Annotated in this window: 22 protein-coding genes; 5 read left to right on the forward strand and 17 right to left on the reverse strand. The window is 76.5% G+C overall.

What is annotated here, in order from left to right:
- Window positions 1–247: 247 nt before the first annotated feature.
- From OO57_RS23525 to OO57_RS23535, 3 genes are read right to left on the reverse strand one after another with little or no spacing between them, the layout of a single operon-like run.
- Window positions 248–1,138: an SDR family oxidoreductase gene (locus tag OO57_RS23525; protein ID WP_033254603.1), complete on the reverse strand. Its 891-nt coding sequence runs from the start codon at window positions 1,136–1,138 to the stop codon at window positions 248–250.
- On the reverse strand, window positions 1,135–2,061 hold the full coding sequence (locus OO57_RS23530) for an alpha/beta fold hydrolase (protein WP_033254604.1): 927 nt from the start codon (window positions 2,059–2,061) through the stop codon (window positions 1,135–1,137). The genes OO57_RS23525 and OO57_RS23530 overlap by 4 nt, the downstream gene beginning before the upstream one ends.
- A complete protein-coding gene (locus OO57_RS23535) occupies window positions 2,058–3,608 on the reverse strand; it encodes a flavin-containing monooxygenase (RefSeq protein ID WP_051778143.1) in 1,551 nt (516 codons plus the stop codon). Before OO57_RS23535 ends, OO57_RS23530 begins: the two co-directional genes overlap by 4 nt.
- A gap of 183 nt (window positions 3,609–3,791) precedes the next feature.
- Here OO57_RS23535 and OO57_RS23540 point away from each other — a divergent pair, with 183 nt between their 5' ends.
- Complete coding sequence (locus tag OO57_RS23540; RefSeq protein WP_033254628.1) at window positions 3,792–4,541, forward strand: MerR family transcriptional regulator; 750 nt, start codon at window positions 3,792–3,794, stop codon at window positions 4,539–4,541.
- A 94-nt stretch (window positions 4,542–4,635) separates the two neighbouring features.
- Window positions 4,636–5,436 carry an inositol monophosphatase family protein gene (locus OO57_RS23545; RefSeq protein ID WP_033254605.1) on the forward strand — a complete coding sequence of 267 codons (801 nt, stop codon included), beginning with the start codon at window positions 4,636–4,638 and terminating at the stop codon, window positions 5,434–5,436.
- 38 nt (window positions 5,437–5,474) lie between these two features.
- Here OO57_RS23545 and OO57_RS23550 read toward each other — a convergent pair whose 3' ends face one another.
- Window positions 5,475–6,944, reverse strand: coding sequence for a pyridoxal phosphate-dependent decarboxylase family protein (locus tag OO57_RS23550; RefSeq protein ID WP_033254629.1), 1,470 nt, complete (start codon window positions 6,942–6,944; stop codon window positions 5,475–5,477).
- 52 nt (window positions 6,945–6,996) lie between these two features.
- The gene (locus OO57_RS23555) at window positions 6,997–8,370 is read right to left on the reverse strand and encodes a diaminobutyrate--2-oxoglutarate transaminase family protein (RefSeq protein WP_033254606.1); all 1,374 of its coding nucleotides are present in this window, start codon (window positions 8,368–8,370) and stop codon (window positions 6,997–6,999) included.
- Window positions 8,371–8,573: 203 nt separating this feature from the next.
- Between OO57_RS23555 and OO57_RS23560 the strand changes: the two genes are divergently transcribed.
- Window positions 8,574–9,182: a class I SAM-dependent methyltransferase gene (locus OO57_RS23560; protein ID WP_033254607.1), complete on the forward strand. Its 609-nt coding sequence runs from the start codon at window positions 8,574–8,576 to the stop codon at window positions 9,180–9,182.
- A gap of 7 nt (window positions 9,183–9,189) precedes the next feature.
- Here the strand turns inward: OO57_RS23560 and OO57_RS23565 are convergent, their stop codons facing one another.
- Both OO57_RS23565 and OO57_RS23570 read right to left on the reverse strand, forming a co-directional pair.
- A complete protein-coding gene (locus OO57_RS23565) occupies window positions 9,190–9,882 on the reverse strand; it encodes a response regulator (RefSeq protein WP_033254608.1) in 693 nt (230 codons plus the stop codon).
- Entirely contained in the window at window positions 9,879–11,513 is a 1,635-nt protein-coding gene (locus tag OO57_RS23570; RefSeq protein ID WP_033254609.1) for an ATP-binding protein, read from the reverse strand. Before OO57_RS23570 ends, OO57_RS23565 begins: the two co-directional genes overlap by 4 nt.
- Before the next feature lie 167 nt (window positions 11,514–11,680).
- Between OO57_RS23570 and OO57_RS23575 the strand changes: the two genes are divergently transcribed.
- Complete coding sequence (locus tag OO57_RS23575) at window positions 11,681–13,054, forward strand: cation:dicarboxylate symporter family transporter (RefSeq protein ID WP_051778145.1); 1,374 nt, start codon at window positions 11,681–11,683, stop codon at window positions 13,052–13,054.
- On the opposite strand, the gene OO57_RS23580 is transcribed toward OO57_RS23575, so the two are convergent.
- The 4 genes from OO57_RS23580 to OO57_RS23595 form a co-directional block, all read right to left on the reverse strand.
- Entirely contained in the window at window positions 13,041–13,466 is a 426-nt protein-coding gene (locus OO57_RS23580; protein WP_033254610.1) for a hypothetical protein, read from the reverse strand. The two genes, OO57_RS23575 and OO57_RS23580, sit on opposite strands and share 14 nt — an antisense overlap.
- A 235-nt stretch (window positions 13,467–13,701) precedes the next feature.
- Window positions 13,702–14,670 (reverse strand): hypothetical protein, encoded by a 969-nt coding sequence (locus OO57_RS23585; protein WP_033254611.1) that lies wholly within the window; start codon window positions 14,668–14,670, stop codon window positions 13,702–13,704.
- Window positions 14,671–14,728: 58 nt separating this feature from the next.
- Window positions 14,729–15,463, reverse strand: a complete 735-nt coding sequence (locus tag OO57_RS23590; protein ID WP_033254612.1) for a response regulator — start codon at window positions 15,461–15,463, stop codon at window positions 14,729–14,731.
- The gene (locus OO57_RS23595; RefSeq protein WP_051778146.1) at window positions 15,460–16,614 is read right to left on the reverse strand and encodes a sensor histidine kinase; all 1,155 of its coding nucleotides are present in this window, start codon (window positions 16,612–16,614) and stop codon (window positions 15,460–15,462) included. Before OO57_RS23595 ends, OO57_RS23590 begins: the two co-directional genes overlap by 4 nt.
- A gap of 233 nt (window positions 16,615–16,847) precedes the next feature.
- On the opposite strand from OO57_RS23595, the gene OO57_RS23600 reads away from it, so the two are divergent.
- Window positions 16,848–17,519 (forward strand): DUF2306 domain-containing protein, encoded by a 672-nt coding sequence (locus tag OO57_RS23600; RefSeq protein ID WP_051778147.1) that lies wholly within the window; start codon window positions 16,848–16,850, stop codon window positions 17,517–17,519.
- On the opposite strand, the gene OO57_RS23605 is transcribed toward OO57_RS23600, so the two are convergent.
- The 6 genes from OO57_RS23605 to OO57_RS23630 all read right to left on the reverse strand — a co-directional run bounded on the left by OO57_RS23605 (window position 17,506) and on the right by OO57_RS23630 (window position 24,010).
- A complete protein-coding gene (locus tag OO57_RS23605; RefSeq protein ID WP_033254613.1) occupies window positions 17,506–18,348 on the reverse strand; it encodes an alpha/beta fold hydrolase in 843 nt (280 codons plus the stop codon). The genes OO57_RS23600 and OO57_RS23605 overlap by 14 nt on opposite strands.
- Before the next feature lie 171 nt (window positions 18,349–18,519).
- A complete protein-coding gene (locus OO57_RS23610; protein ID WP_033254614.1) occupies window positions 18,520–19,728 on the reverse strand; it encodes an MFS transporter in 1,209 nt (402 codons plus the stop codon).
- 299 nt (window positions 19,729–20,027) lie between these two features.
- Window positions 20,028–20,621, reverse strand: a complete 594-nt coding sequence (locus tag OO57_RS23615; protein ID WP_033254615.1) for a GTP-binding protein — start codon at window positions 20,619–20,621, stop codon at window positions 20,028–20,030.
- Window positions 20,602–21,027, reverse strand: coding sequence for a DUF742 domain-containing protein (locus tag OO57_RS23620; protein WP_051778148.1), 426 nt, complete (start codon window positions 21,025–21,027; stop codon window positions 20,602–20,604). Before OO57_RS23620 ends, OO57_RS23615 begins: the two co-directional genes overlap by 20 nt.
- Window positions 21,028–21,065: 38 nt before the next feature.
- Window positions 21,066–21,467 (reverse strand): roadblock/LC7 domain-containing protein, encoded by a 402-nt coding sequence (locus OO57_RS23625; RefSeq protein ID WP_033254616.1) that lies wholly within the window; start codon window positions 21,465–21,467, stop codon window positions 21,066–21,068.
- Window positions 21,464–24,010, reverse strand: a complete 2,547-nt coding sequence (locus OO57_RS23630; RefSeq protein WP_051778149.1) for a nitrate- and nitrite sensing domain-containing protein — start codon at window positions 24,008–24,010, stop codon at window positions 21,464–21,466. Before OO57_RS23630 ends, OO57_RS23625 begins: the two co-directional genes overlap by 4 nt.
- Window positions 24,011–24,037 lie beyond the last annotated feature (27 nt).

The raw sequence follows: 24,037 nt of genomic DNA on the forward strand, positions 1-24,037 counted from the left end.
CGCGTGCGCAGGGCATTCTCCTCGGAGACAACACCAGTCGTTCACAACTGGTCGAATCTGACAGGACTATGACGGATTGATATTAGTCACACGGTATTAGGAGGCGAAAAACCGCTGTCCGGCCCCGGTGTTCGCTGAGGTCAGGCCGCTGCCGTCCCGGCGGACGGGCACTGCGGCCGGAACGCCGGACGGACCGCCCGCCCCTCTCCGGGGCAGGCGGTCCGTCCGGTCGCGGTGCGCGCCCGGCTCAGGTCGGACGGCCCTCCCGGGCCGCCAGGTCGGCCTGCCCGCCCGCGCCGACCGGGCCCAGCCGGGTGGCGGCGGTGGCCTTCAACTCGGGCGCGAGGCGGGCCACGTCGCGGGAGCCGACCGCGGCGATCAGGCCGGGCAGGAAGCCGCGCAGCGGCTGCATGCCGCGCAGCCACGCCTGGGCGTAGACGTGCGCGGAGCGGCGGGCCAGGCCCGCCACCAGGCGGTCGACGGCGGGGCCGATCGGGTAGGTCTTGTTCGCGGGCCAGGGCAGCCTGGCCCGCATCTGCCGCAGCACGGCGTCCTGGTCGGCGCCGCGCACCATGTCGGTGTCGGTCCAACTCAGGTACCCGACACCGACCTTGACGCCCTGGTGGGCGACCTCGGCGCGCAGCGCGTGGGCGAAGGACTCGACGCCCGCCTTGGAGGCGCAGTACGCGGACATCAGCGGGGCCGGGGTCAGCGCGGCCAGCGAGGCGATCTGCAGCAGGTAGCCGCGGCTCTCGGCGAGCGCGGGCAGGAAGGCCCGGGCGGTGGCGACCGAGCCGAGCAGGTTGACCTCGACGACGCGGGTCCAGGCCCGGTGGTCGCTGTCCTGCATCGGGCCGCCGAGCGCGATGCCCGCGTTGGCGACGACGGCGTCGATCCGCCCGTACCGGTCCTTGATCCGGTTGGCGGTCTCGGTGAGCGCGTCCAGGTCGGTGACGTCGGCCTCCCAGGCGGAGGCGTGCTCGCCGCACCGGGCGGCCACCGCCTTGAGCTCGGCGGGCTCCAGGCCGACCAGCGCGACCTTGGCGCCGCGCTCGGAGAGCTTGTGGGCCATCAGGGCGCCGAGGCCGCGGGCGGCCCCGGTGATGACGACGACCTGCGAGGACAGCGGCGGGGTCATGCGGTCTCCTCAAGGGGCGTGGCGGCCAGGGCGGCGAGGCGGCGGATCTCGGCGGCGACCTCGGCGGGGCGCTCGACCGGGCTCATGTGGCCGGTGCCGGGCAGTTCGAGCAGGCCGCGCGGGTCGGCGAGGGCGGCGGCGATCCGGCGGGCGTGGACGGGCGGGGTGAGCCGGTCGCGGCTGCCCGCGACGACGGCGGTGGGGGCGGCGATCCGGGCCAGCCCGTCGTGCACGTCGAGGGTGTCGAGCACGCCCGCCCAGTGGAAGCGGACCTTCGCCGGGCAGGCGTGCACCACCTGCGCGCAGGCCGCGACCCGGTCGGGGGGCGTGGCCGGGCCCATCGTGGCGTACTTGAGCGCGGCCCGGCTGAGCGCCGTGACCGGGCCCAGCGGCAGCCGGGAGCGCAGGATCTGCCGGTGCAGGAAGCGCCGCAGGCCCTTGGCCCGGACGGCGGGCGGCAGCACGGCCAGTTCGGCGACCAGCGCGCCCGGGCCGGTGTTGACCAGCACGTTGGCGGCGGTGCGGTCGGCGACGCCGGGCCGGTCGCCGGCCGCCATGATCGTCATGCCTCCCATGCTGTGCCCGGCGACCACGGCGCGCCGCCCGGCGGGCACGGTGGCGGCGAGCACCGCCTCCAGGTCGTCGGCGAGCCGGTCGGTGGAGTAGCCGTCGGCGGTGGCGGGGGCGGGGCTGCGGCCGTGGCCGCGCTGGTCGTAGGCGACCACCCGGAAGTCGGCGACCAGCCGGTTGACCACCGGTGCCCAGAACGCGGTGGAGCACGTCCAGCCGTGGGCGAGCACGACCAGCGGGGCGTCCGCGGGCCCGTACTCCTCGACGTTCAGTTCGGCGCCGTCGGCGGAGCGGACGGTGTGCACGGCCGCCGGGTCGGGCAGCACGCAGTCGGCGGGGACGCGGGCGCTCACGCGGTCACCGCCTCGGCGCGGGCCCCGACCGGAGCGGTGCGCTTGAGCAGCTCGTACTCGGCGAGGTCGACGTGCCGGGTGGCGCGGCGGAAGGCGCTGGTGGAGGCGGGCCACAGCACGGTGTTCCTGCCGTCCTGGTCGAGGTACCAGCTGCGGCAGCCGCCGGTGGTCCACACGGTGCGGCCCATCCGGTGCTGGAGCTCCAGGTTCCACTGCCGCTGGGCGCGTTCGGTGGGCTGCATGGCGGCGGCGCCGACCGCGTCGAGGGTGGTGAGGGCGTCGACCAGGTAGTTCAGCTGCGACTCGATCATCAGGATCATCGAGTTGTTGCCGAGCCCGGTGTTCGGGCCGATCAGGAAGAACAGGTTGGGGAAGCCGCGCACGGTGGAGCCGCGCAGCGCCTCCATGCCGTCCTTCCAGGCCTCGGCGAGCGAGGTGCCGCCGATGCCGAAGACCCGCTCGGCGATCGGCAGGTCGGTGACGTGAAAGCCGGTGCCGAACACGACCGCGTCGACCTCGTGCTCGCTGCCGTCCGCGCCGACCAGGGTGGAGCCGCGCAGCTCGCGCAGGCCGCCCGCGACCACCTCGGTGTTGGGGGCGGCCAGCGCCGGGTAGTACGTGTTGCTGAGCAGGATGCGCTTGCAGCCGATCCGGTAGTCGGGGGTCAGCTTGGCGCGCAGCGCCGGGTCGGCGACGGCCTTGCGCAGGTGCCGCAGCGCGACCTGCTGGACGAGCTTCAGCAGCTGCGGGCGGCGGACGAACGCGTCGACCTGGAGCTCGCGCATCACGAACAGCCCGGCCCGGCGCAGCAGCCCGGTCGGCGGGAGCTTGGCGTGCAGCCACTTCTCCGCCCCGCTGACCTCGCGGTCGGCCCGCGGCAGGACCCAGGCGGGGGTGCGCTGGAAGACGGTCAGCCTGCCGACCAGCGGCTGGATGGCCGGGACGATCTGGGCGGCGGAGGCGCCGGTGCCGACCACGGCGACGCGCTTGCCCGCCAGGTCGTAGTCGTGGTCCCAGCGGGAGGAGTGGAAGACCTTGCCGGGGAAGGCGTCCAGGCCGGGCAGGTCGGGGATCTGCGGGTCGGCGAGCGGCCCGGCGGCGGAGACCACCGCGTCCGCGGTCCAGTTCCCGGCCCGCGAGGCGACCCGCCAGCGGGCGTGCTCCTCCTCCCAGCGCAGCTCGGTGACCTCGGCGCCGAAGCGCAGGTGCGGGCGCAGCCCGAAGGTGTCGGCGACCCGCTCCAGGTAGGCGCGGATGTCGGGCTGGCCGGAGAACACCCGGGGCCACTCGGGGTTCGGCGCGAACGAGAACGAGTACAGGTGCGAGGGCACGTCGCAGGCGCAGCCCGGGTACGAGTTGTCGCGCCACGTCCCGCCGACGGAGTCGGCGCGTTCCAGGATCACGAAGTCGGTGATCCCGGCCCGGCGCAGCCGGACGCCGGCGCCGAGGCCGCCGAAGCCGGAGCCGATGACGGCGACCCGCACGTGCGGGACGGGCGGGTCGGTGTCGGCGGCGGGCGCGGGGGGCTTCTTGGTGCGGGGTGCCATGGGCGGGCCTCCTGGCGAGGGTGGGGGGCGCTGGCTGGTGGCTGGTGGCCGGTGACATCGGACGCTGCCAGTAATCACTGGCGCGTTTGGCAGAGTAGCCCTTGTTGACACTCAGTGGAATAGCGCGGGACGCCGCGGTTTCCGCGCCGCCCGGCGGCCCGGACAGCCCCTATGCTGACCGGCGTGCCGAAGCCCCAGCAGGAAGACGAGCACCCCCGCGCCTACCGGGTCGCCGAACTCGCCGAGGCGGCCGGGGTCAGCGTGCGCACCGTCCGCTTCTACCGCGAGCGCCGCCTGCTCCAGCCGCCCCGCAAGGAGGGCCGGATCGCCTGGTACGGGGACGAGCACCTGGCCCGGCTCCGGCTGATCGCCGAACTGCTGGAGCGCGGCCACGCCCTGGGCGGCATCGCCGAACTCATCGACGCCGGGCAGGACGGCCGCGACGTCGCCGACCTCATCGGCCTGCAGGCCGCCCTGGTCGCCCCCTGGTCGGACGAGACCCCCGTCCACCTCGGCTGGGACGAGCTGCGCGCCGCGTTCGGCGAGCAGCTCACCCCCGCCAACACCGCCGAGTCCGTCGCGCAGGGCTACGTCACCGTCCGCCCCGACGGCATCACCCACGTCAGCCGCCGCCTGATGGACGCCACCGTCGCCCTGGTCGGCGAGGGCGTCCCGCTGGCCGCCGTCCTGGACGTCAGCCGCCGCGCCGCCGAGTACGCCGACGCCATGGCCGACCTCTTCGTCGCCCTGGTCCGCGACCACCTGCTCGACGGGCTCACCCGCGTCCAGGACCTCACCCCCGCCGAGGCCGCCCTGCTCACCGAGCGGATCCAGCGCGTCCGCCCGCTCGCCCGGGCCGTCAACGACGCCCAGTTCGCCCTCGCGATGGACCGGCGGGTGCGCGCCGAGTACGAGGACCTCACCGGCCGGTGACCCGCTCCCCCGAGCCCCACCCGTCACCTGCGCACCGTCCGTACCGCCGCGGCGTGGGAGAGTGGGAGGCGGTGAAGGGAGCACGGGCGTGTTGATGGAGAAGGTCGCCGAGATCCTGGTCGAGGCGTCGGCCGAAGCGGTGGAGCCGCGGTTCCGGGCGCTGGCCGAGGGCGAGGTGATGGAGAAGGCCCCCGGCGAGATCGTCACCGTCGCCGACCGCGAGGCCGAACGGATCATCGCCCGCCGCCTGCGCGAACTGCTCCCCGTCCCCGTCGTCGGCGAGGAGGCCGTCTCCGCCGACCCCGACCTCGCCCTCGCCCTGCGCGACGAGCCCGCCGCCTGGCTGGTCGACCCCGTCGACGGCACCCGCAACTTCGTCGCCGGACGCCCCTCGTACGCGGTGATGGCCTCCCTCGTGCGCCGCGGCCAGACCGTCGCCTCCTGGATCTGGCAGCCCTGCACCCGCACCGCCTACTCCGCCGAACTCGGCGCGGGCGCCTGGCGCGACGGCGAACGGCTCACCCTGCCGAAGGTCACCACCGCCCCCGAGAAGTGGACGGGCATCCTCAAGACCCGCTACTTCGCCCCGCCCACCGGCCACCGCCTCCTCGCCAACACCCTCGCCCTCGGCCCCCTCGACCCGGGCCGCGGCGCCGCGGGCATCGAGTACCCGCTCGTCGCCACCGGCAGCCACGACTTCCTCCTCTACTGGCGCACCCTCCCCTGGGACCACGCCCCCGGCTCCCTCCTCGTCACCGAGGCAGGCGGCCGCAGCGCCCGCTTCGACGGCACCCCCTACCACCCCGAACCCCTCGGCAGCGCCGACGGCCTCCTGGTCGCCGCCGACCCCGAGCAGTGGGAGACCCTCCGGGGGATCCTGCTCGACGGCGTGTAGAGGAACGCGGGACGCGAAAACGGGAAGCGCCCCCGGTTTCACCTCCCCGAGTTCGCTTCCCCGGTTTCGACCACGGCGCGCAGCAGGGAGGCCAGTTCGGCCTCCGTGGTGTGCGGGTTGAGCAGCGTGAGCTTGAGGCGGACCCGGCCCGGGCCGTGGCCGGGGAGTTCGGTGCGGCCGACCACGGCCCGGCCGGTGCGCAGCAGCCCGCGGCGGAGTTCGGCGTTGACGCGGTCGCTCCCGGCGGGGTCGGGGACGGCGTAGCGGAAGACCACGGTGGTCAGGACCGGGTCGCAGTGGAGTTCCAACTCGGGCGCGGCACGGACGAGTTGGGCGGCCCGCAGGGCGTTCTCGTGGCAGCGGTCGACCAGCGCGCCGAGGCCGTCGCGGCCGAGGACCCGCAGGGTGGTGGCGAGTTTGAAGGCGTCGGGGCGGCGGGTGGTGCGCAGGGACTGGCCGAGCAGGCTGGGGTAGCCGGCCTCTTCGTCGTCGGCGGGGTTGAGATAGACGGCGCGGCGGGCGAGCGAGGCATAGGTGCGGGCCTCGCGGGCGAGGAAGACTCCGGCGGCGGCGGGCTGCCAGCCGAGTTTGTGCCAGTCGAGGGAGACGGAGTCGGCGCGGTCGATGCCGTCGAGGAGCGGGGCGAGCCGCTTCGAGAAGAGGGCGCCGCCGCCGTAGGCGGCGTCGACGTGCAGCCAGGTGCCGTGGCGGGCGGCGAGGTCGGCGACGGCGCGCAGGGGGTCGACGGCGCCGGTGTCGGTGGTTCCGGCGGTGGCGACGACGGCGAGGGTGGTGGCGCCCTCCCAGCCCGCTTCGGCGAAGGCGTCGGCCAACGCGGCCGGGTCCATCCGGAGTTGGCGGTCGACGGGGACGGTGCGGACGGCGCGTTCGCCGAGGCCGAGCAGGGCGGCGGCGCGCTGGACGGAGAAGTGGGCGGCCTCGGAGGCCAGGATGCGGGGGCGGACGTTGCCCGGCAGGCCGTTCAACTCGACGTCGGGGCCCAGGCGTTGGTCGCGGGCCAGCATCAGCCCCATCAGGTTGGACTCGGTGCCGCCGGTGGTCAGCACCCCGGCCGCCCGGTCGGGGCGGAAGCCGACCGACTCGGCGAGTTCGGCGAGCAGTTCGCTCTCCAGGGCGGTCGCGGCGGGGGCCTGGTCCCAGGAGTCCTGGGAGGGGTTGAGCGCGCTGACGGCGAGGTCGGCGGCGACCGCGACGGCCAGCGGCGGGCAGTGCAGGTGGGCGGCGCAGTGCGGGTCGGCCGGGTCGGCCGCGCCGTACGCCAGCAGTTCCGCCAACCGGCGCAGTGCGGCGGGCCCCCGGGCGTCGGCGAGGGCGTCCCGGACGGCGGCGGCGACCTCGGCCGGCGTGCCGGGCACGATCGGCCCGCCGCGGCGCCGGGCCCCGGCGGCGAGCCCGGCCAGTACCTCGTCGACCAGCGGCCGCAGGGCCTCCGGTCCGGCGGCCCCGCCGGAGAGTCGGGCCGCCCCGCTGGTGTCCTGTCCGTCCATCTCCCCGCCCTCGTACATTTCCGACCGTCCGTCATGTTCCTTTCGGAGGCTCCTACTTGTCGGCGCCACCCTGCCGCATCGCGAACTCGACGGCCTCGCAGAGGCGTTCGAGGACGGCTTCGGCCTGCTCGTCGGTGATGGTGAGCGGCGGCAGCAGGCGCAGGACGGCGTCGTGGCGGCCGCCGAGTTCGACGATCAGGCCGCGGGCCAGGCAGGCCTCGCGGACCCGGACGGCGAGGCGAGGGTCGGCGGGGCGGGCGCCGCAGCTGTCGGGTTCGCCCGCGGGGTCGACGAGTTCGACGCCGAGCATCAGGCCGCGGCCGCGGACGTCGCCGATCACGGGCAGGCGGTCGCGGGCGCCGTCGAGGCGGGCGGCGATCCGGGCGCCGACGGTCTCGGCGCGGGCGACCAGGCCGTTGGCGGCGACGTAGCGCAGGGTGGCGGCTCCGGCGGCCATGGCGAGGGTGTTGCCGCGGAAGGTGCCGGTGTGGGCGCCGGGCTGCCAGCCGTCGTACTCGTCGCGGTAGACCACGACGGCGAGCGGGAGGCTGCCGCCGATGGCCTTGGAGAGCACCATCGCGTCGGGTTCGACGCCGCTGTGCTCGACGGCCCACATCCGTCCGGTGCGGCCGACGCCGGTCTGCACCTCGTCGAGGATCAGCGGGATGCCGCGCTCGGCGGTGATCCGGCGCATCTCGCGCAGCCAGGCGTCGGGGGCGGGGACGACGCCGCCCTCGCCCTGCACGGGCTCCAGGATCATCGCGGCGGGCGGGAGCACGCCGCCGGACGGGTCGTCGAGGAGGCGCTCGGTGTAGGCGGCGGCGAGTTCGGCGCCGCGCTCGCCGCCGACGCCGAACGGGCAGCGGTAGGCGTACGGGTAGGGCAGCCGGGTGACTTCGCCGCCGCTGGGCAGCGGGGCCTTGACGGCGGTGTTGCCGGTGACGGCGAGGGCCCCGGCGGTCATGCCGTGGTAGGCGCCGGTGAAGGCGAGGGCGCCGCGGCGGCCGGTGGCGGTCTGCATGAGCTTGAGGGCGGCCTCGACGGCGTCCGTCCCGGCCGGGCCGCAGAAGTGGATCCGGGACCTGGCGGCGAACTTCTCCGGGAGGCTCTCCAGCAGGGCGGTGGTGAAGTCGTCCTTCTCGGCGGTGGCGAGGTCGAGCAGGTGCAGCGGGGCGCCGCTGTCCAGGCTGCGGCGGATCGCTTCGAGCACCACGGGGTGGTTGTGGCCGAGGGCGAGGGTGCCCGCGCCGGAGAGGCAGTCGAGGTAGCGGCGTCCGTCGGCGCCCTCCACGGTCATGCCGTTCGCGCGCACCGGGACGATCGGGAAGGACCGGGCGTAGGTGCGGGCGGCCGATTCGCGGATGCGCTGGCGGCGCAGGATCGCGTCGCCGGCCGGTGCGGCGGCGGTGCCGACGGTGAGGGTCACAGCAGGAACTCCCTTGCGAAGTTAGGTGAGCCTAACCTTAGCTTCGGGGGTTCGGCGATTGCCGCCACCAGGCCCTCGGATCACCCGTCCGGGTGAGCGGATTCCCCCGCCCGCTCCCCACCCAGCCCCTGCTGGACACCCCCACCCCTCCAACGAGCCGGAACGCGACGGGTCACGGCCCGCCCCCGAGTAGCCTCCCGTCCATGGACACCACCGCCGCCCACGCCCGCGAACTCGCCGAGACCCGGGCCTTCTTCGCCGAGCGCGCCGCCACCTGGGACAGCAAGTACCCGGACGACAGCCCGCGCTACGCCGCCGCGATCGCCGACACCGGCCTGGCCCCCGGCGGCTTCGTGGTCGACGCGGGCTGCGGCACCGGCCGCGCCCTCCCGCTGCTGCGCGCCGCCGTCGGCCCGGACGGCACCGTCCTCGGCGTCGACCTGACGCCCGAGATGCTGGCGCAGGCCGCCGCGCACCGCGCCGACGCCGCCCTGCTGCAGGCCGACTGCACCCGGCTGCCGCTGCCCGACGCGGTCGCCGACCTGGTCTTCGGCGCGGGCCTGGTCTCCCACCTCCCCGGCCCGGCCGCGGGCCTGCGCGAACTCGCCCGGGTCACCCGCCCCGGCGGCCGCCTCGCCCTGTTCCACCCGCTCGGCCGCGCCGCCCTCGCCGCCCGCAAGGGCCGCCCGCTCACCCCCGACGACCTGCGCGCCCGCGAGCACCTCTTCCCGCTGCTCGCCGCCAACGGCTGGACCCCGCTGTCCTACACCGACGAGCCGGCCCGCTACCTGGTGCTGGCCGAGCGGCGGTGAGCAGGTCTCAGGCGTCCTTCCAGCGGTAGCCGAGTTCGGGGCGGCCGACCTGGCCGTAGCGGGGTTCGCGGGTGGCGCGGCCGGTGGTGACCAGGTGTTCGAGGTAGCGGCGGGCGGTGATCCGGGAGACGCCGGTGGCCTCGGCGGCGGTGCTGGCGGAGAGGCCGTCGGGGGCGGTGCGCAGGGCGGTGGCGAGGGTGTCGAGGGTGTCGGCGGCCAGGCCCTTGGGGAGGCTGCTGCGGTCGGTGCCGCGGAGCAGGGCGAGGGCCCGGTCGACCTCGTCCTGGCCGAGCGCCTGGCCGGGGCGGTCGAGGTCGGCCCGGTAGCGGGCGTACTGGCGCAGGCGGTCGCCGAGGGCGGCGGCGCCGAAGGGCTTCAGCAGGTACTGGACGACGCCCGCGCTGACGGCCCGGCGGACGACGGCGAGGTCGCGGGCGGAGGTGACCGCGATGACGTCGGCGCCGTGCCCGGCGGCGCGCAGCGCGGCGCACAGCTGCAGGCCGTGGCCGTCGGGGAGGTGGAGGTCGAGCAGCAGCAGGTCGACGGGGGCGTGGGCGTCCAGGGCGCGGAGGGCGGCGGCGCGGGAGTGCGCGACGGCGGCGAGGGCGAAGCCGGGGGTGCGGGCGACGTAGCGGGCGTGGGCGTCGGCGGCGACGGGGTCGTCCTCGACGACCAGGACGCGGATGGGCCGGCCGGTCACGGGGCGCCCGCCCCGGTGCGCTGGAGCGGGAGCCGGACGGTGAGCACGGCGCCGGGCCCGTTCCCGCCCTCGCCGCCCCGGCCGATCCGGACCTCGCCGCCGTTGCGGCGGGCGGTCTGGGCGACCAGGGCGAGGCCGAGGCCGCGGCCGTGCTGCTTGGTGGTCCAGCCGCGGCGGAAGACGTCCTCGGCGGCGGCGGGGTCGACGCCGGGGCCGGTGTCGGCGACCCGCAGCAGCAGGTGGCCGTCCTCGGTGCGGGCGGTGACGGCGACCGCGGGGGCGGCGTGGGCGGCGTTCTCGATCGCGGCGTCCACGGCGTTGTCGAGCAGGTTGCCGAGCAGGGTGACCAGGTCGCGCGGGGTGAGGCGGTCGGGGAGCACGCCGTCGTCGATCCGGCTGTCCTCGGTGAGGGCGAGGTCGACGCCGCGTTCGGCGGCCTGGGCGGCCTTGCCCAGCAGCAGGGCGGCGAGCACGGGTTCGGCGACGGCGCCGACGACCTGGTCGGTGAGCCGCTGGGCGAGGGCGAGTTCGGCGGTGGCGAACTCCACCGCCTCGCGGTGGCGGCCGAGTTCGATCAGCGAGACGACGGCGTGCAGCCGGTTGGCGGCCTCGTGGGCCTGCGCGTCGAGCGCCGCGGCGATGCCCCGGACGTTGTCCAACTCCCCGGTGAGCCCCTGGAGTTCGGTGTGGTCGCGGAGGGTGACGACGCTGCCGAGGCCGGGGCCGACCGGGGAGGTGTTGAGCAGCACGACGCGTTCGGCGGTCAGGTGCACCTCGTCCCGGACGGGTTCGCCGCTCTCCAGCGCCCGGGTGAGCGATCCCGGCAGGTCGAGCTGACGAACCGTCAACCCGTCCGGATCGTGCGCCAGTTGGAGGAGTTCGCGGGCGGCGTCGTTGCACAGCAGGACGCGGTGCCCGCGGTCGAGCAGCACCAGCCCCTCGCGGACGGAGTGCAGCGTCGCCTGGTGGTAGTCGTACAGGTGGGCGAGCTGTTCGGCGTCCATGCCGTGGGTGTGCCGCCGCAGCCGGGCGGCGAGCAGGTAGCTGGCGGTGGCGCCGAGGGCGAGCGCGGCGGCGGCGACGCCGGTGAGGGCGAGCAGCGGGGTGCGCAGCCGGGCGGTGATGCTGTCGACGGTGATGCCCGCGCTGACCAGGGCGACCACCCGGTGCCGCTCGTCGAGGACGGGGGTGACGACGCGGACGGACGGGCCGAGGGTGCCGGTGTACGTCTCGTGCTGGGTCTGCCCGGCGCGGGCCCGGTCGGTGTGGCCGAGGAAGGGCCGGCCGATCCGGGCCGGGTCGGGGTGGGTCCAGCGGGTGCCGTCGGGGGCCATCACGGTGATGAAGTCGACGCCGGTGTCGGTGCGGACCTTCTCGGCGTACGGCTGCAGGACGGTGCTGGGGTCGGGCCGGGCGGCGGCCTCCCGGACGGTGGGGGTGTCGGCGACGGCGAGGGCGACGGCGGTGGCCTGCCGGAGGGCGGCGTCCTCGGCGCGGTGCGCGGTGGACAGGTAGGCCAGGACGGCGCCGCCCGCGACCACGGCGGCGACGATCACCACCTGGACGGCGAACAGCCGTCCGGCCAGGCTGCGCCGGCGGCGGCGCGGGGGCGGCGGGCCGGTCGGGTGCATGGCGACCAGTGTGCACGCCCGGGGCCGGTGCGCGCAGGGCCCGGGGCGCGGCGTGAACGCTATGACCGCAAGCGTGCCCGGGCCGCGTCCCGGCCGGATAGTCGTGCGCGGCCCGCCCCACCCGCGGGTCCGAGACGTGACCGGCCTACGGCGAAGGAGCCGCGAGCATGGAACCGACCCAGCACGGAGCACCGTCCGGTGCGCGCAGGCCGGACCGCACCCACTACCTGTACCTGGCGGTGATCGCCGCGGTGGTCGCGGGCGTGGTGGTGGGGTTGGCGGCGCCGGGGTTCGCGGTGGAGCTGAAGCCGGTGGGCACCGGGTTCGTCAACCTGATCAAGATGATGATCTCCCCGGTGATCTTCTGCACGATCGTGCTGGGCGTCGGCTCGGTCGGCCGGGCCGCGAAGGTCGGCCGGGTCGGCGGCCTGGCCCTGGGCTACTTCCTGCTGACCTCGACGGTGGCGCTCGGCATCGGCCTGCTGGTCGGCAACCTGCTGGAGCCCGGCAGCGGGCTGCACCTGACCGCGGCGCTCGCCAGGTCCGGCCACGCGCAGGCCGCGGCGGGCGCGGAGTCGACCACCGAGTTCCTGCTCGGGATCGTCCCGACCACCCTGGTGTCGGCGCTGACCGCGGGCCAGGTGCTGCAGACCCTGCTGGTGGCGCTGCTGGTCGGGTTCGCGCTGCAGGCGATGGGCAGCGCCGGGGCGCCGGTGCTGCGCGGGGTGGAGCACCTGCAGCGGCTGGTGTTCAAGGTGATGTCGATGATCATGTGGGTGGCTCCGGTCGGCGCGTTCGGCGCGATGGCGGCGGTGGTCGGGGCGACCGGCACGGCGGCGCTGAAGAGCCTCGCCGTGATCATGGTCGGCTTCTACGCCACCTGCGTGCTGTTCGTGGTCGTGGTGCTGGGCCTGCTGCTGCGGCTGGCCGCCGGGGTGAACGTGTTCGCGCTGCTGCGCTACCTCGGGCGGGAGTTCCTGCTGATCCTCTCCACCTCCTCCTCGGAGAGCGCGCTGCCCCGGCTGATCGCCAAGATGGAGCACCTCGGGGTGAGCCGCCCGGTGGTCGGCATCACCGTGCCGACCGGCTACAGCTTCAACCTGGACGGCACCGCGATCTACCTCACGATGGCGTCGATCTTCGTCTCGGAGGCGATGGACAGGCCGATGTCGCTGGGCGAGCAGCTCTCCCTGCTGCTGTTCATGGTGCTCGCCTCCAAGGGCGCGGCGGGCGTGACCGGCGCGGGCCTGGCCACCCTGGCGGGCGGCCTGCAGTCGCACCGGCCGGAACTCGTCGACGGCGTCGGCCTGGTCGTCGGCATCGACCGCTTCATGTCGGAGGCCCGGGCGCTCACCAACTTCGCGGGCAACGCGGTCGCCACCGTCCTGATCGGGCACTGGACCGGCGAACTCGACCGCGACCGGCTGGCCGCCGTGCTGTCCGGCGCCCTCCCCTACGACGAGGGCGCGGCCGCGGCGGCCGTCGACCTGCCCGCGCAGGGCGGCGCACCGGCCGCGGAGCAGCCCGTCACCGGCTCCTGAGCCAGTCCAGGTAGGACGGGCCGAACGGCCAGCGCGGCATCGGGTCGCAGTCCGGCTCCACCCCCGCCGGGACGTCCGCCGGGGCGCCCATGCCGTACGCGTACAGCGCGGCCAGGGCGTACCCGGCCACCAGCAGCACCGGCCACAGCCACCAGGAGCTGCCCTTCAGCCGGGCCAGCGGGGCGGCGACCAGCAGCACCGCCAGCACGCAGACCGCCATCGCCGCCGCCTTCGGCCAGAACCGGCCCGGCAGCCCCTCGGCGTTCTGCGTCAGGCACCAGTGCCAGGCCTCGTTGGAGAGGCCGCTGCCGCGCAGCGCCGCCCACACCCCGAACGCCACCGCCAGCGGAACCCAGGCGCACCCGTTCGCCGGCACCCGCCAGCCCTTCCAGTCCAGCACCTTCGTCCCCATCGGGCCTCCGCTCGTGTCGATCAACCACCTCCACGCGAACGGGGGTTCGACGGTTCCCGGCGGGAGAGCCCCTTCAGGGGCCCGGGGAACGGCGGGCCCGGGCCTGCGCGGGGTTCACTGCCGTTGCGCGCATCGGCTTCCGGTTCCCCCGAAGACACGCAGCAGCACGAACCTTCGACGGGCCCCGGTCGTCAGCAGCACGGACTCGCCGTTCCCCGAACCCCCGCGAGCCCTCTCAGGCCGGTTCGGGGGTCGTCCCGGAGAGGGCCCAGGCGAGGCCGGTGGCCGGGTCCTCCAGGGCGAGGTGGAGGTGGCGGAGGTCGTCGGCGGGTTCGGTCCAGGTGAGGCAGCGCAGGCGGGCGACCAGGGCGTCGGCGGCGGCGCGGTCGGGGGCGGGGGTGCCGTCGATCGCGGCGAGCAACTGCCAGACGGCGAGGCGGCCCTGGGCGGCTCCGCGGTCGGGGCGGGCGGAGGCGAGGTGGACCAGGGCGGGGTAGAGGGCGGCGAACGGGAGGTGGCCGCCGGTGACTTCGGGGCCCGCGGCGAGTTGGGCGACGGCGTCGGCGGCGCGGCCGCGCACGCACACCGCGGTGGTCCAGTCGGAGAGGTCGGCGAGGGTGCGGGTGGCCGCGATCCCGGTCAACCGACCGCCGGGGTTGGGGAGTTCGAGGACGGCGAGGCCTTCGCGGGTGGGCGGGGCGAGGTGCAGGGCGCGGCGGGCGCCACCGCCGGGCAGGTACTCGCGGACCCGGGTGTCGCGCTCCCAGCCGCCGTCCTCCCAGGGCTGCAGCCGGTACGGCACGCCGCCCCGGTCGGGTGCGCCGTCGCCGGGGTCCTCGCCGAGCAGGGCGCGGGTGTGGGCGGCGAGGCGGTGGATCGCGGGGGGCAGCGCGAGGGCGTCGAGGACGGGGCGGGGGTGGCGGGTGGCCAGGACCTCCCAGAGCGGTCCGGCGTCGTGGTCGGCGGCGGTGGCGGGGGCGCCCGGGCCGCCGTCGGGGTCGAAGAGCCGGGCGGCGAGGACGGCGGGCGCGCCGTACGCGACGAGGTGGCCGAGCGGTCCGGACAGCGGGTCGCCGAGGGCCCTGGCCAGCCGGAAGCGCTGGAGCAGTTCGTCCCACCGGCCCTGTTCGGCGAGCCGCCGCCCGGACGGGCCCCACCCGTAGCGCAGCGGCCGCGCGGGCCCCGGCCCGTTCTCCACGATCATCCGCTCAATGTACGACCGTACCGGCGCGTTGCCCTGGCACCCCGTCAGTGACGGAGTGTCACGGAACGCCCGGCCCGAACGGGCGGCCGGGCTGCGGCCCCATCAGCCCGTGCCGGTAGGCGGCGGCCACCGCCTGCGAGCGGTCGCGCGCGCCGAGCTTGCCGAGGATCCGCTTGACGTGCGTCTTCACGGTGGACTCGGCGAGGTGCAGCAGCGCGGCGATCTCCTCGTTGGGGTGGCCCTCGGCGGCCAGCCGCAGCACCTCGCGCTCGCGGACGGTGAGCGCCGCCAGCGGGCCCGGGTCGGCCGCGGCGGGCCCCGGAGCGGGGGCGGACCCCGGAGCGGGGGCGGGCCCCGGGGCGGGGGCGGCCAGCAGGTGGCCGAGCAGGTCGCGGGTGACGGCCGGGTCGAGGACGGCCTCCCCGGCGGCGACGGCGTGCACGGCGTCGATCAGCCGCTCCGGCGAGGCCCGCTTCAGCAGGAACCCGGCCGCCCCGGCGCGCAGCGCGCCCCACACGTACGCGTCGTGGTGGAAGGTGGTCAGCACCAGCACCCGGCTCGGCGACCCGGCCAGTCGGCGGGTGGCCTCGACGCCGTCGCAGCCGGGCATCCGGACGTCCATCAGCACCACGTCGGGCCGCAGTGCGCGGGCCAGTTCGACGGCCCGCAGCCCGTCCCCGGCCTGGCCGACCACCTCGATCCGGTCCGCGGTCTCCAGCACCACGGCGAGCCCGGCGCGCAGCAGCGGGTCGTCGTCGGCGATCAGCACCCGGACGGGAGCGGGGGCGCTCACCGCTCCTCCCCGGTGGGGAGGACGACCCGGACCAGGAAGCCGCCGTTCGGCCCGAGCCCGTGCTGGGCGGTGCCGTTCAGGCGGGCGGCCCGCTCGGCGATGCCGGTCAGGCCGCGGCCGGGGCGGTGGCCGGGCGGCGGGCCGGAGCCGTCGTCGGCGACCTCGACCAGGGTGCCGTCGGCCCGCCCGACGATCCGGACGGTGGCGTGCCCGGCGCCGGAGTGCCGCAGCGCGTTGGTCAGTGCCTCCTGGACGACCCGGTACGCGCAGCGGTCCTGCTCGGGGGGCAGCGGCGGGGTGTCGCGGTGCAGCGCGACGGCCAGCCCGGCCTGCGCCATCCGCTCGGTCAGCCGCGGGAGTTCGGTGATGCCCGGCTCGGCGTCCGGTGCGCCGTCCGGGAGTCGGGGTGCGGTGCCGCGCAACAGGCCCAGGACGCGGTCGAGTTCGCCGAGCGCCTCCGTCCCGGTCCGTTCGATCTCCACCAGCAGGTCGCGGCTGCGCTCCGGGGTGCGGTCGATCAGGCGGCGGGCCGCACCGGCCTGCACCAGCACCAGGTTCAGCGAGTGCCCGACCAGGTCGTGCACCTCGCGGGCGATCCGGTTGCGCTCCTCCGCGAGCAACTCGGCCCGGGCGCGCCGCCGTTCGGCGGCCTGCTCGGCCAGCCGGTACGCGCCCGCCCAGCCGAACGCCCACACCGCCAGCCACACCGCCAGCACGCCCACCGGCATCACCACCTCGACGTCCTGCCCGGCGAAGTACCCCACCACCCCGGCCACCACCAGCGGCGGCCCCCACCGGGCCCGCCCCCGGCCCCCGTACCGGCCCGCCGCGTACGCCCCCAGCAGGTTCGCGTACGGGGAGATCGGACTCGGCGCGACGGCCTGCGCCTCGACCGTCAGCGCCAGCGTCGCCAGCAGGTACGCCGCCAGCGGGGCCCGGCGGCGGGCCGCCGCCGCGGCGGTGAGCAGCACGGTCAGGGCCAGCGCGAGCGGCATCCGGCCGCCGATCCGGGCCGCCGCCCCGAAGCGCTCGACCAGCATCGCGGCGCACAGCACCGCGGCGGGCGCGGCGTCCGCGAGCGGGGCGGGGACGAGGCCCGACACCCGGGCGAGGGTGGGGAGTCGGAGTCTGCTGGCGGCGGTGGGCGGCATCGTGCGGCGTCCTCGGTGCTGGCGGGGGGCGGGGGCTGATCGCGGGGGGCTGATCGCGGGAACGGGGGCGTCCGGCCCCGGTGGCCGGGGAGAACCTACCCGACCGCGCCGACCCCCGGCCCCGGCGTCCGCGAACCTCCGGGGCCCGTCCGGGTCGTACCCCAGCTGGGGTACGGGCGAGGACCCCGCCGGGGGGACGCCGCAGGTCAACGCCCCTCCGTAGCGTCCCGGCCATGACACCGCACCGTCCCGCCGCGACCGAACTCCCCACCGCCGCACCGAAGTCCGGCGCCCTGCAACGGGCCGGGCGGATCGCCGTCGCCACCCTCGCGCTGCTCGTCGCCGCCGTCTCCGCCCGCTACTTCACCCTCGACCCCGACACCTTCCTCGCGGACCAGCGCACCGTCTACCTCGCCCACCTCGCCCCGCTCCTGCTGCACGTCGGCGGCGGCGTGCTCGCCCTCTCCCTCGGCCCGCTCCAGTTCCTCCCCGGCCTGCGCGCCCGCCGCCCCGCCCTGCACCGCTGGACCGGCCGCGCCTACGTGCTGGCCGCCGCCGCGCTGGGCGTCGGCGGCCTGCTCATCGCCCCGCACGGCCTCTACCCGCCGTTCTCGCCGCTCGGCTTCGCCCTCCTCGACGTCCTCACCCTCACCACCACCGCCCTCGGCGTCCAGCACGCCCGCCGCGGCCGCCTCGCCGCCCACCGCCGGTGGATGCTCCGCTCCTACGCCCTGATGTTCACCGCCGTGACCTTCCGCCTCTGGCTGTTCCTCCTCACCCCCGCCGGCCTGCCCGCCTCCGTCGTCTACACCTCCGGCGCCTGGGCGTCCTGGATCGTCAACCTGGCCGTCGCGGAACGGCTGCTGCGCAGGGCCCCGGCGCGGGGCCCGCTCAGGAGAGGCTGAGCATCGCCCCGGCGACCTCGCCGACCGCCGCCGCGGGCAGCGCCGTCGACGCCTCCGGCAGGACGAGCAGCCGGGCGCCCGGGATCTCCCGGGCGAGCGCCTCGCCGTTGCCGACGGGGAAGAACGGGTCGCGGGCGCCGTGCACGACCAGCGCGGGGACGGCCACCTCGGGCAGGCGCCCGCGCCAGCGGGGCGTGCAGTCGAGCCGGGAGAACACCAGGCCGATCTGGTTGGCCAGGTGGACGGGGGCCGCGGTGCCGGGCGTGCGGTCCCAGATCCGGGCGGCGGTGGCACGGGCGGCGGCCGGGTCGTTGCCGAGGACCTCCGCCCCGGCGGCGGCGAACCCGGCGACCGCCGCGCGGTCCGCCCAGTCGGGCACCGGACGCGCGAACAGCCGCCGCATCGTCGCCGGGTCGTGCTCCGGCAGGTCCGCGTCGACCGGGCCGGGGGCGACCGGACGGGTGCCGACCAGGGTGAGCGCCGAGAACGCGCCCGGGTGGTCGAGCACCGCGACCTGCGCGACCATCCCGCCGACCCCGATCCCCGCGAGGTGCGCGGGGCCCCCGCCGAGCGCGTCGACGAGGGCCGCCGCGTCCGCGGCGAGGCTCCGCAGGGTGTACGCGGGCGCCTGCGGGTCGACCGTCTCCGACTCCCCGCTGTCGCGCAGGTCGTAGCGCACCACGCGGCGCCCCCCGGCGGCGAGGCGCTCGCACAGCCCGTCGGGCCAGGAGAGCATCGTCGTCCCGCCCGCGAGCAGGACCAGCGGGGCGCGCTCGTCGCCGAAGGACTCGATGCCCAGGGTGGTTCCGTTGACCTTGATCCGTGTCATACCGGGTTGGACGACTCCCGCGGCCGGAACTCATCGACGGGCGGGCAGTGCAGTCCAGGGGCTCGGGGAACGGCGGGTCCGAGCTGCTCACGGCCGGAGCCCGCCGGAGGTCCGGGCTGCTGCGCGCCTGGACGGAACCCGAAGCCGATGGCACGCCACGGCTGTGCACCGTCAGCAGCCCCGGGCCCGCCGTTCCCCGGGCCGCTGGAGGGGCCTTCGGCCGGCGAGCGCCGCGAGGGGCGGGGTGGCGGCGAGGAGGAGGCAGACGGGGAGGGGGAGGTGGGCGAGGAGGGTGCCGGTGAGGGCGGTGGCGGTGGAACTGCCCGCGTTGAAGGAGGTGTTGACCCAGGCTCCGGCGCGGGTGCGTTCGGCGGGGGCGGCGAGTTCGTCGGTGAGGAGGTAGGCGGTGGTGAGGGTGGGGGCGACGGTGAGGCCGGTGAGGGCGGCGACCGCGGCCAGCGCCGGGAGGGTGGGGGCGAGGGCGGCCAGGGCGAGGGCGGCGGCGAGGGCGGCGGTCAGGACGGTGAGGCGGGTGGCGGCGGGGGCCCGCCAGTCGGTGGCGCCGAGGACGAGCCCGCCGGTCGCGCTGCCCGCGGCGAGTGCGGCCTCGACCCAGGCGACGTCCGCGGGCCGGCCGTGCCGGGCGGCGAAGACGGCCGCGAGCAGCGAGAACGCGGCGAGGCCCGCGCCCGCGCCCGCGGCGGCGGAGAGGGGTTGGCGGGCCCGGCCGAGCAGGTGGCGGGTGCCGGAGCGGGGCGGGGCGGCGCCGTCGGCGGCCGGGGCGGCGGCGGGGACGGGGGTGGCGACGGCCGCTAGGGCCAGGGTGCCGGTGAGGGCGAGGGCCGCGCTGAGCAGGATGCCGAGGGCGGGGCGGCCGGTGGCGGCGAGCAGGCCCGCCAGCAGCGGGCCGGTGACGTAGAGGAGTTCCTCGGCGACGGTGTCCAGGCTGTAGGCGCGGCGGCGCAGTTCGGGGTCGGTGGCGAGGATGCTCCACTGGGCGCGGGTGACCGGTCCCAGCGGCGGGGCGAGGGCGCCCGCGGCGGTGGCGAGCAGCAGCAGCGGCCCGTACGGCGTGCCGGGGTGCCAGGTGGCGGCGGTCAGGGCGAGCAGGGCGGCCGCGTAGCCGACGGCCATGGGGGGCAGGGTCCGGCGCGGGCCGTGCCGGTCGACCAGTCCGGCGCGGGCCGGGAAGAGCAGGACGCTGACCGCGGAGAAGACGGCCGTCAGCCAGCCCGCCCGGGCGTACGAGCCGGTGGTGTCGGCGACGGCGAGCAGCAGGGAGAGCGGGAGGGTGCCGTAGGAGAGGCGGCCGAGCAGGGCGGCGGGGACCAGCCGGGCGGCACCGGGGGTGCGCAGCACGGCAAGGTAGGACGTGGACATGACGGAAGGGGGTTCCTCAACGGGGACGGCGCGCGCTGCGCCGGTGGACGGGGACGCCGGAGCGACCGCGGCGCCGGGTGTGGCGGGCGGTCGCGGTGCGGGGTCCTAGTCGCGGGTGGGGAACACGTCCGCCATGGTAAGGGCTGCCGTACGGGCCGGGCACCCGGATTCCCTCCCCGCCGGGACGGGGCTCCGTGCGGCCCCCGCACCGGGGCGGGGGCCGCACGGGCGGGGGCCGCACGGACGGGGAACCGCCGGGCCTCGGCTGCGGGTCCGGGCCTCGGCTGCGGGTCCGGGCCTCAGCTGCGGGCCTGGGCCAGCACCCGGGCCGCGTGCACCTTGCCGGCGTGTTCGACCAGGCTGATCAGGACGTCCTTGCCGGAGGCGCGTTCGCGGGCGTCGCAGAGCACCACGGGGGTCGCCTGGTCCAGGTCCAACGCCCGTGAGACGTCCGCGGGCCGGAAGGAGCGGCTGCCCTCGAAGCGGTTGACGGCGACCACGAACGGGATGCCGCGGTGCTCGAAGAAGTCGACGGCGGGGAAGCAGTCGGTGAGGCGGCGGGTGTCGGCGAGGACGACGGCGCCGAGCGCGCCCTGGGCGAGTTCGTCCCAGAGGAACCAGAAGCGGTCCTGGCCGGGGGTGCCGAACAGGTAGACGGACAGGCCCTCGCGGATGGTGATCCGGCCGAAGTCCATGGCGACGGTGGTGGTGGTCTTGCGCTCGACGCCGCCGAGGTCGTCGACCTGGGCCCCGGCGGCGGTCAACTGCTCCTCGGTGCGCAGGGGTTTGATCTCGCTGACGGCCCCGACCAGGGTGGTCTTGCCGACGCCGAAGCCCCCGGCGACCAGGATCTTCAGGGCGAGGTCGGTGCTGTCAGAGGGCGCGAAGCCCATGGATGACCTCCTGGAGGATGTGTTCGTGCGGGAGGAGGGCGGGCGGGACGGGACGGCTGACCCGGATGTGCTCGCCGTCGAGCAGGTCGCCGAGCAGGACCCGGACCACGCCGAGCGGCAGGTCGAGGTCGGCGGCGATCTCGGCGACGGACAGGGCGTTGCCCCGGCAGATCTCCAGGATGGCGACCTGCTCGGGGCCGACCGGCAGCACGGTCGGGTCGGGGATGTCGGTGACGACCAGCGCGATCAGGTCGAAGGGCTGGCCGGGGCGGGTGCGGCCCTTGGTGAGGGCGTAGGGGCGGACCATCGGCCCGGCGTCCTCGTCGTACCACTGGACGGGGCGGTCGGGCGGCGGCGGGTAGCCGAACGGGGTGCCGGGCAGGTACTCCCGGGGCGGGTAGGCCATCACGAACTCCCCTTCCTCTCCTGGGTCCTCGGTCCGTTCTAGTAGCCGCGCGGGGCGGCGTGCAGGTGTTCGCCGACCCGGCGGACCAGGCGGGCCATCTCGTAGGCGACCAGACCGAGGTCGGCGTCGGGTTCGGCGAAGACGGCCAGGCAGGAGCCCTGTCCGGCGGCCGCCACGAACAGGTAGCCGCGCTCCAACTCGACCATGGTCTGCCGCACTTCGCCGCCGTCGAAGTGGCGTCCGGCGCCCTTGGCGAGGCTGTGGAAGCCGGAGGCCACGGCGGCCAGGTGTTCGGCGTCCTCGCGGCCGAGGCCGGTGGAGTTGCCCATCGGGAGGCCGTCGGCGGAGAGCATGACGGTGAACCTGACCCGGGCGGTCCGGGTGACCAACTCGTCGAGGAGCCAGTTGAGTTCGCCGCTCTGGCGGGTGGTTCCGATCATCGGGCGCGGTCTCCTCTGTCGTGGGGGTTGTCGGTGCCGTGCTCGTACGGGTCGGTGCCGCGGCCGTACGGGTCCGCGTCACGGCCGTACGGGTCGGTGCCGCGGCCGCGCTGCCAGCCGCGCTGGAAGGCGGTCATCGCGGAGCGGGCCTGCTCGGGGTCGCGGTCGGCGGGTCCGGCGGGGCGCAGCCCGGGGCGGGGCGGTTCGGGGGCTTCGCGCAGCTGCGGGGCGAGGCTGGCCTGCCGCACCCGGCGCGGGAGTTCGTCCTCCTGCTCGGCGGGCACGGCCAGCGAGAGCAGCGCCTGCACGGGCAGCGCGGGCGGCGCGGGCGGCGCGGGCGGCGCGGACGTCACCGGCGCAGCGGGGCGGGGGGCCGGGAGCGGAGCGGAAGCGGGTGCGGGCGCGGGGGCGGGTGTCTGCGCCAACGGCCGGGCCGTCGGCGGGAGTTCCGGCACCATGGCCAACTCCCGTTCGTCCGGCCGGGGTTCGGCCTCGCGCGGGTCGAGCAGGTCGGTGGGCAGCAGCACGATCGCGGTGGTGCCGCCGTACGCGGAGGGCCGCAGGGCGACCTTGACGCCGTGGCGCTTGGCGAGGCGGCTGACCACGAACAGGCCGAGGCGGTCGCTGTCGAAGAGGTCGACCTGTTCGCTGGCGTCGATCCGCCGGTTGGCGTCGGCGAGCGCCTCGGGGCCCATGCCGAGGCCGCGGTCCTCGATCTCCAGGGCGTAGCCGTTGCCGACCGCCTCGCCGCGGATCTGGACCTTGGTGTGCGGGGGCGAGAACCCGGTGGCGTTCTCGACGAGTTCGGCGACCAGGTGGGTGAGGTCGGCGACGGCGGGGCCGGTGACGGCGGCGTACGGGAGGCGGTGGACGTCGACCCGGGCGTACTCCTCGACCTCGGCGACGGCGGCCCGGACCACGTCGGTGAGCGGGACGGGCTTGCGCCAGGCGCGGCCGGGGGCGGCGCCGGAGAGGATGATCAGGCCCTCGGCGTGGCGGCGCATCCGGGTGGTGAGGTGGTCGAGCTTGAACAGGTCGTCGAGTTCGGCCGGGTCCTCGGTGCGGCGCTCCATCGCGTCCAGCAGGGTGAGTTGGCGGTGCACCAGGACCTGGCTGCGGCGGGCAAGGTTGACGAAGACGCCGGAGACGCCGGAGAGCACCTCGGCGCGTTCGACGGCGGCGGTGACGGCGGCCCGCTGGACGCTGTCCAGGGCGTGGTGGACCTGGCCGATCTCGTCGCCGCCGTGGTCCCGCGGGGGCACCTCGGCGTCCACGTCGACCTCCTCCCCGGCGCGCAACCGGCGCATGGTGGCGGGGAGTTTGCGTCCGGCGAGTTCCAGGGCGGAGTTGCGCAGGGCGTGCAGTTCGGCGACCAGGCCGCGGCCGATCTGGACCGAGATCAGCAGCGAGGCGAGGACGGCGACCAGGCCGAGCAGCACGGTGGCGCCGGAGGTGCTGAACAGGCCCAGGGCGTACGGGTCGGAGCGTTCCGCGGCGTCCGCGCCGGCCTGCCGTTCGACGTCGGCGAGGGCGTGCGCGACGGCGTCGGCGACGACGGCCCAGCGGGTGTCGGGGATGGCGTGCAGGGCGGTGGCCGGGTCCGAGACGTTGGCCAACTGCTCCTCGTAGCGGCGCAGTTCCTGGTACTGGGGGCCGCCGGTGAAGGCGGCGAGCGCGGCCCGGTCGGCGGGGCGCAGGTCGGGGACGGCGGTCTGCTCGAACTGGGCGCGGGCGTACCCGGCCTGGACGATCTGCCGGTACTGCGCCTCGGTGAGCCGGCCGCTGCGCTGGGCGGCGCGCAACAGGGCGTCCTCGCGGGCGAGTTGCTCGCGGGAGCGGGCGAACTCCAGCAGCACGCGGGCGTCCGCGGCGACCCGGTGGTCCTGGAGGGCGGTGAGCGAGCCGGAGGTGGCGAGGGCGTCGTCGACGGCGGCGGTGTAGACGAGGTAGGCGTCGTTCCAGGGGATGCTGCCGTCGAGCAGCCGGCCGCGCAGCGCGGGGAGGGCGGCGACGGCGCGGGCGAGGGTGTCGAGGCGTCCGGCGGCCTCGGTGCCGAGCCCTTCGGCGTCGGCCCGGTTGTAACCGGGGGCGAGGGTGAGCGGGGCGGCGGCCCGGTCGGTCTCCTGGGCGGCGGTGCGCAGCGCGGCCTCCTGGTCGGCGCCGGGGGCGGCGAGCAGCTGTCCGGCGGCGGCGCGTTCGGCCTGGAGGGCGGTGACGGTGCGGTCGAGCGGGGTGCGCAGGACGGCGTCGACCTGCTTGATCCGCAGCAGGTCCCAGACGTCCTCGGCGGCGGTGACGGTGGCGAACGCCCACAGCGCCATCACCGACACCACCGGCACCATCAGCACGGCCACGATCCGGGCCCGGACGGTGCGGGGCCGCAGGCCGACCCGGGCGGGCGCGGGCAGCACGATCGGCGTCTCGTCGGCGGGCGGCCCGGCGTGGGCCCCGCGCCGGGGCGCACCGGGCCGGGTGCGGGCCGGTCCGCGCGGCGTGCTGGGGGCGGGCGGTCCGCTGCGGGAGGTGCCTCGGCTTGCGCGCATGGGTGTGGCGGCCTTTCGGGCTACGGG

Source organism: Kitasatospora phosalacinea (genome assembly GCF_000717185.1).
In the GTDB taxonomy this organism is placed as follows: domain Bacteria; phylum Actinomycetota; class Actinomycetes; order Streptomycetales; family Streptomycetaceae; genus Kitasatospora; species Kitasatospora phosalacinea_A.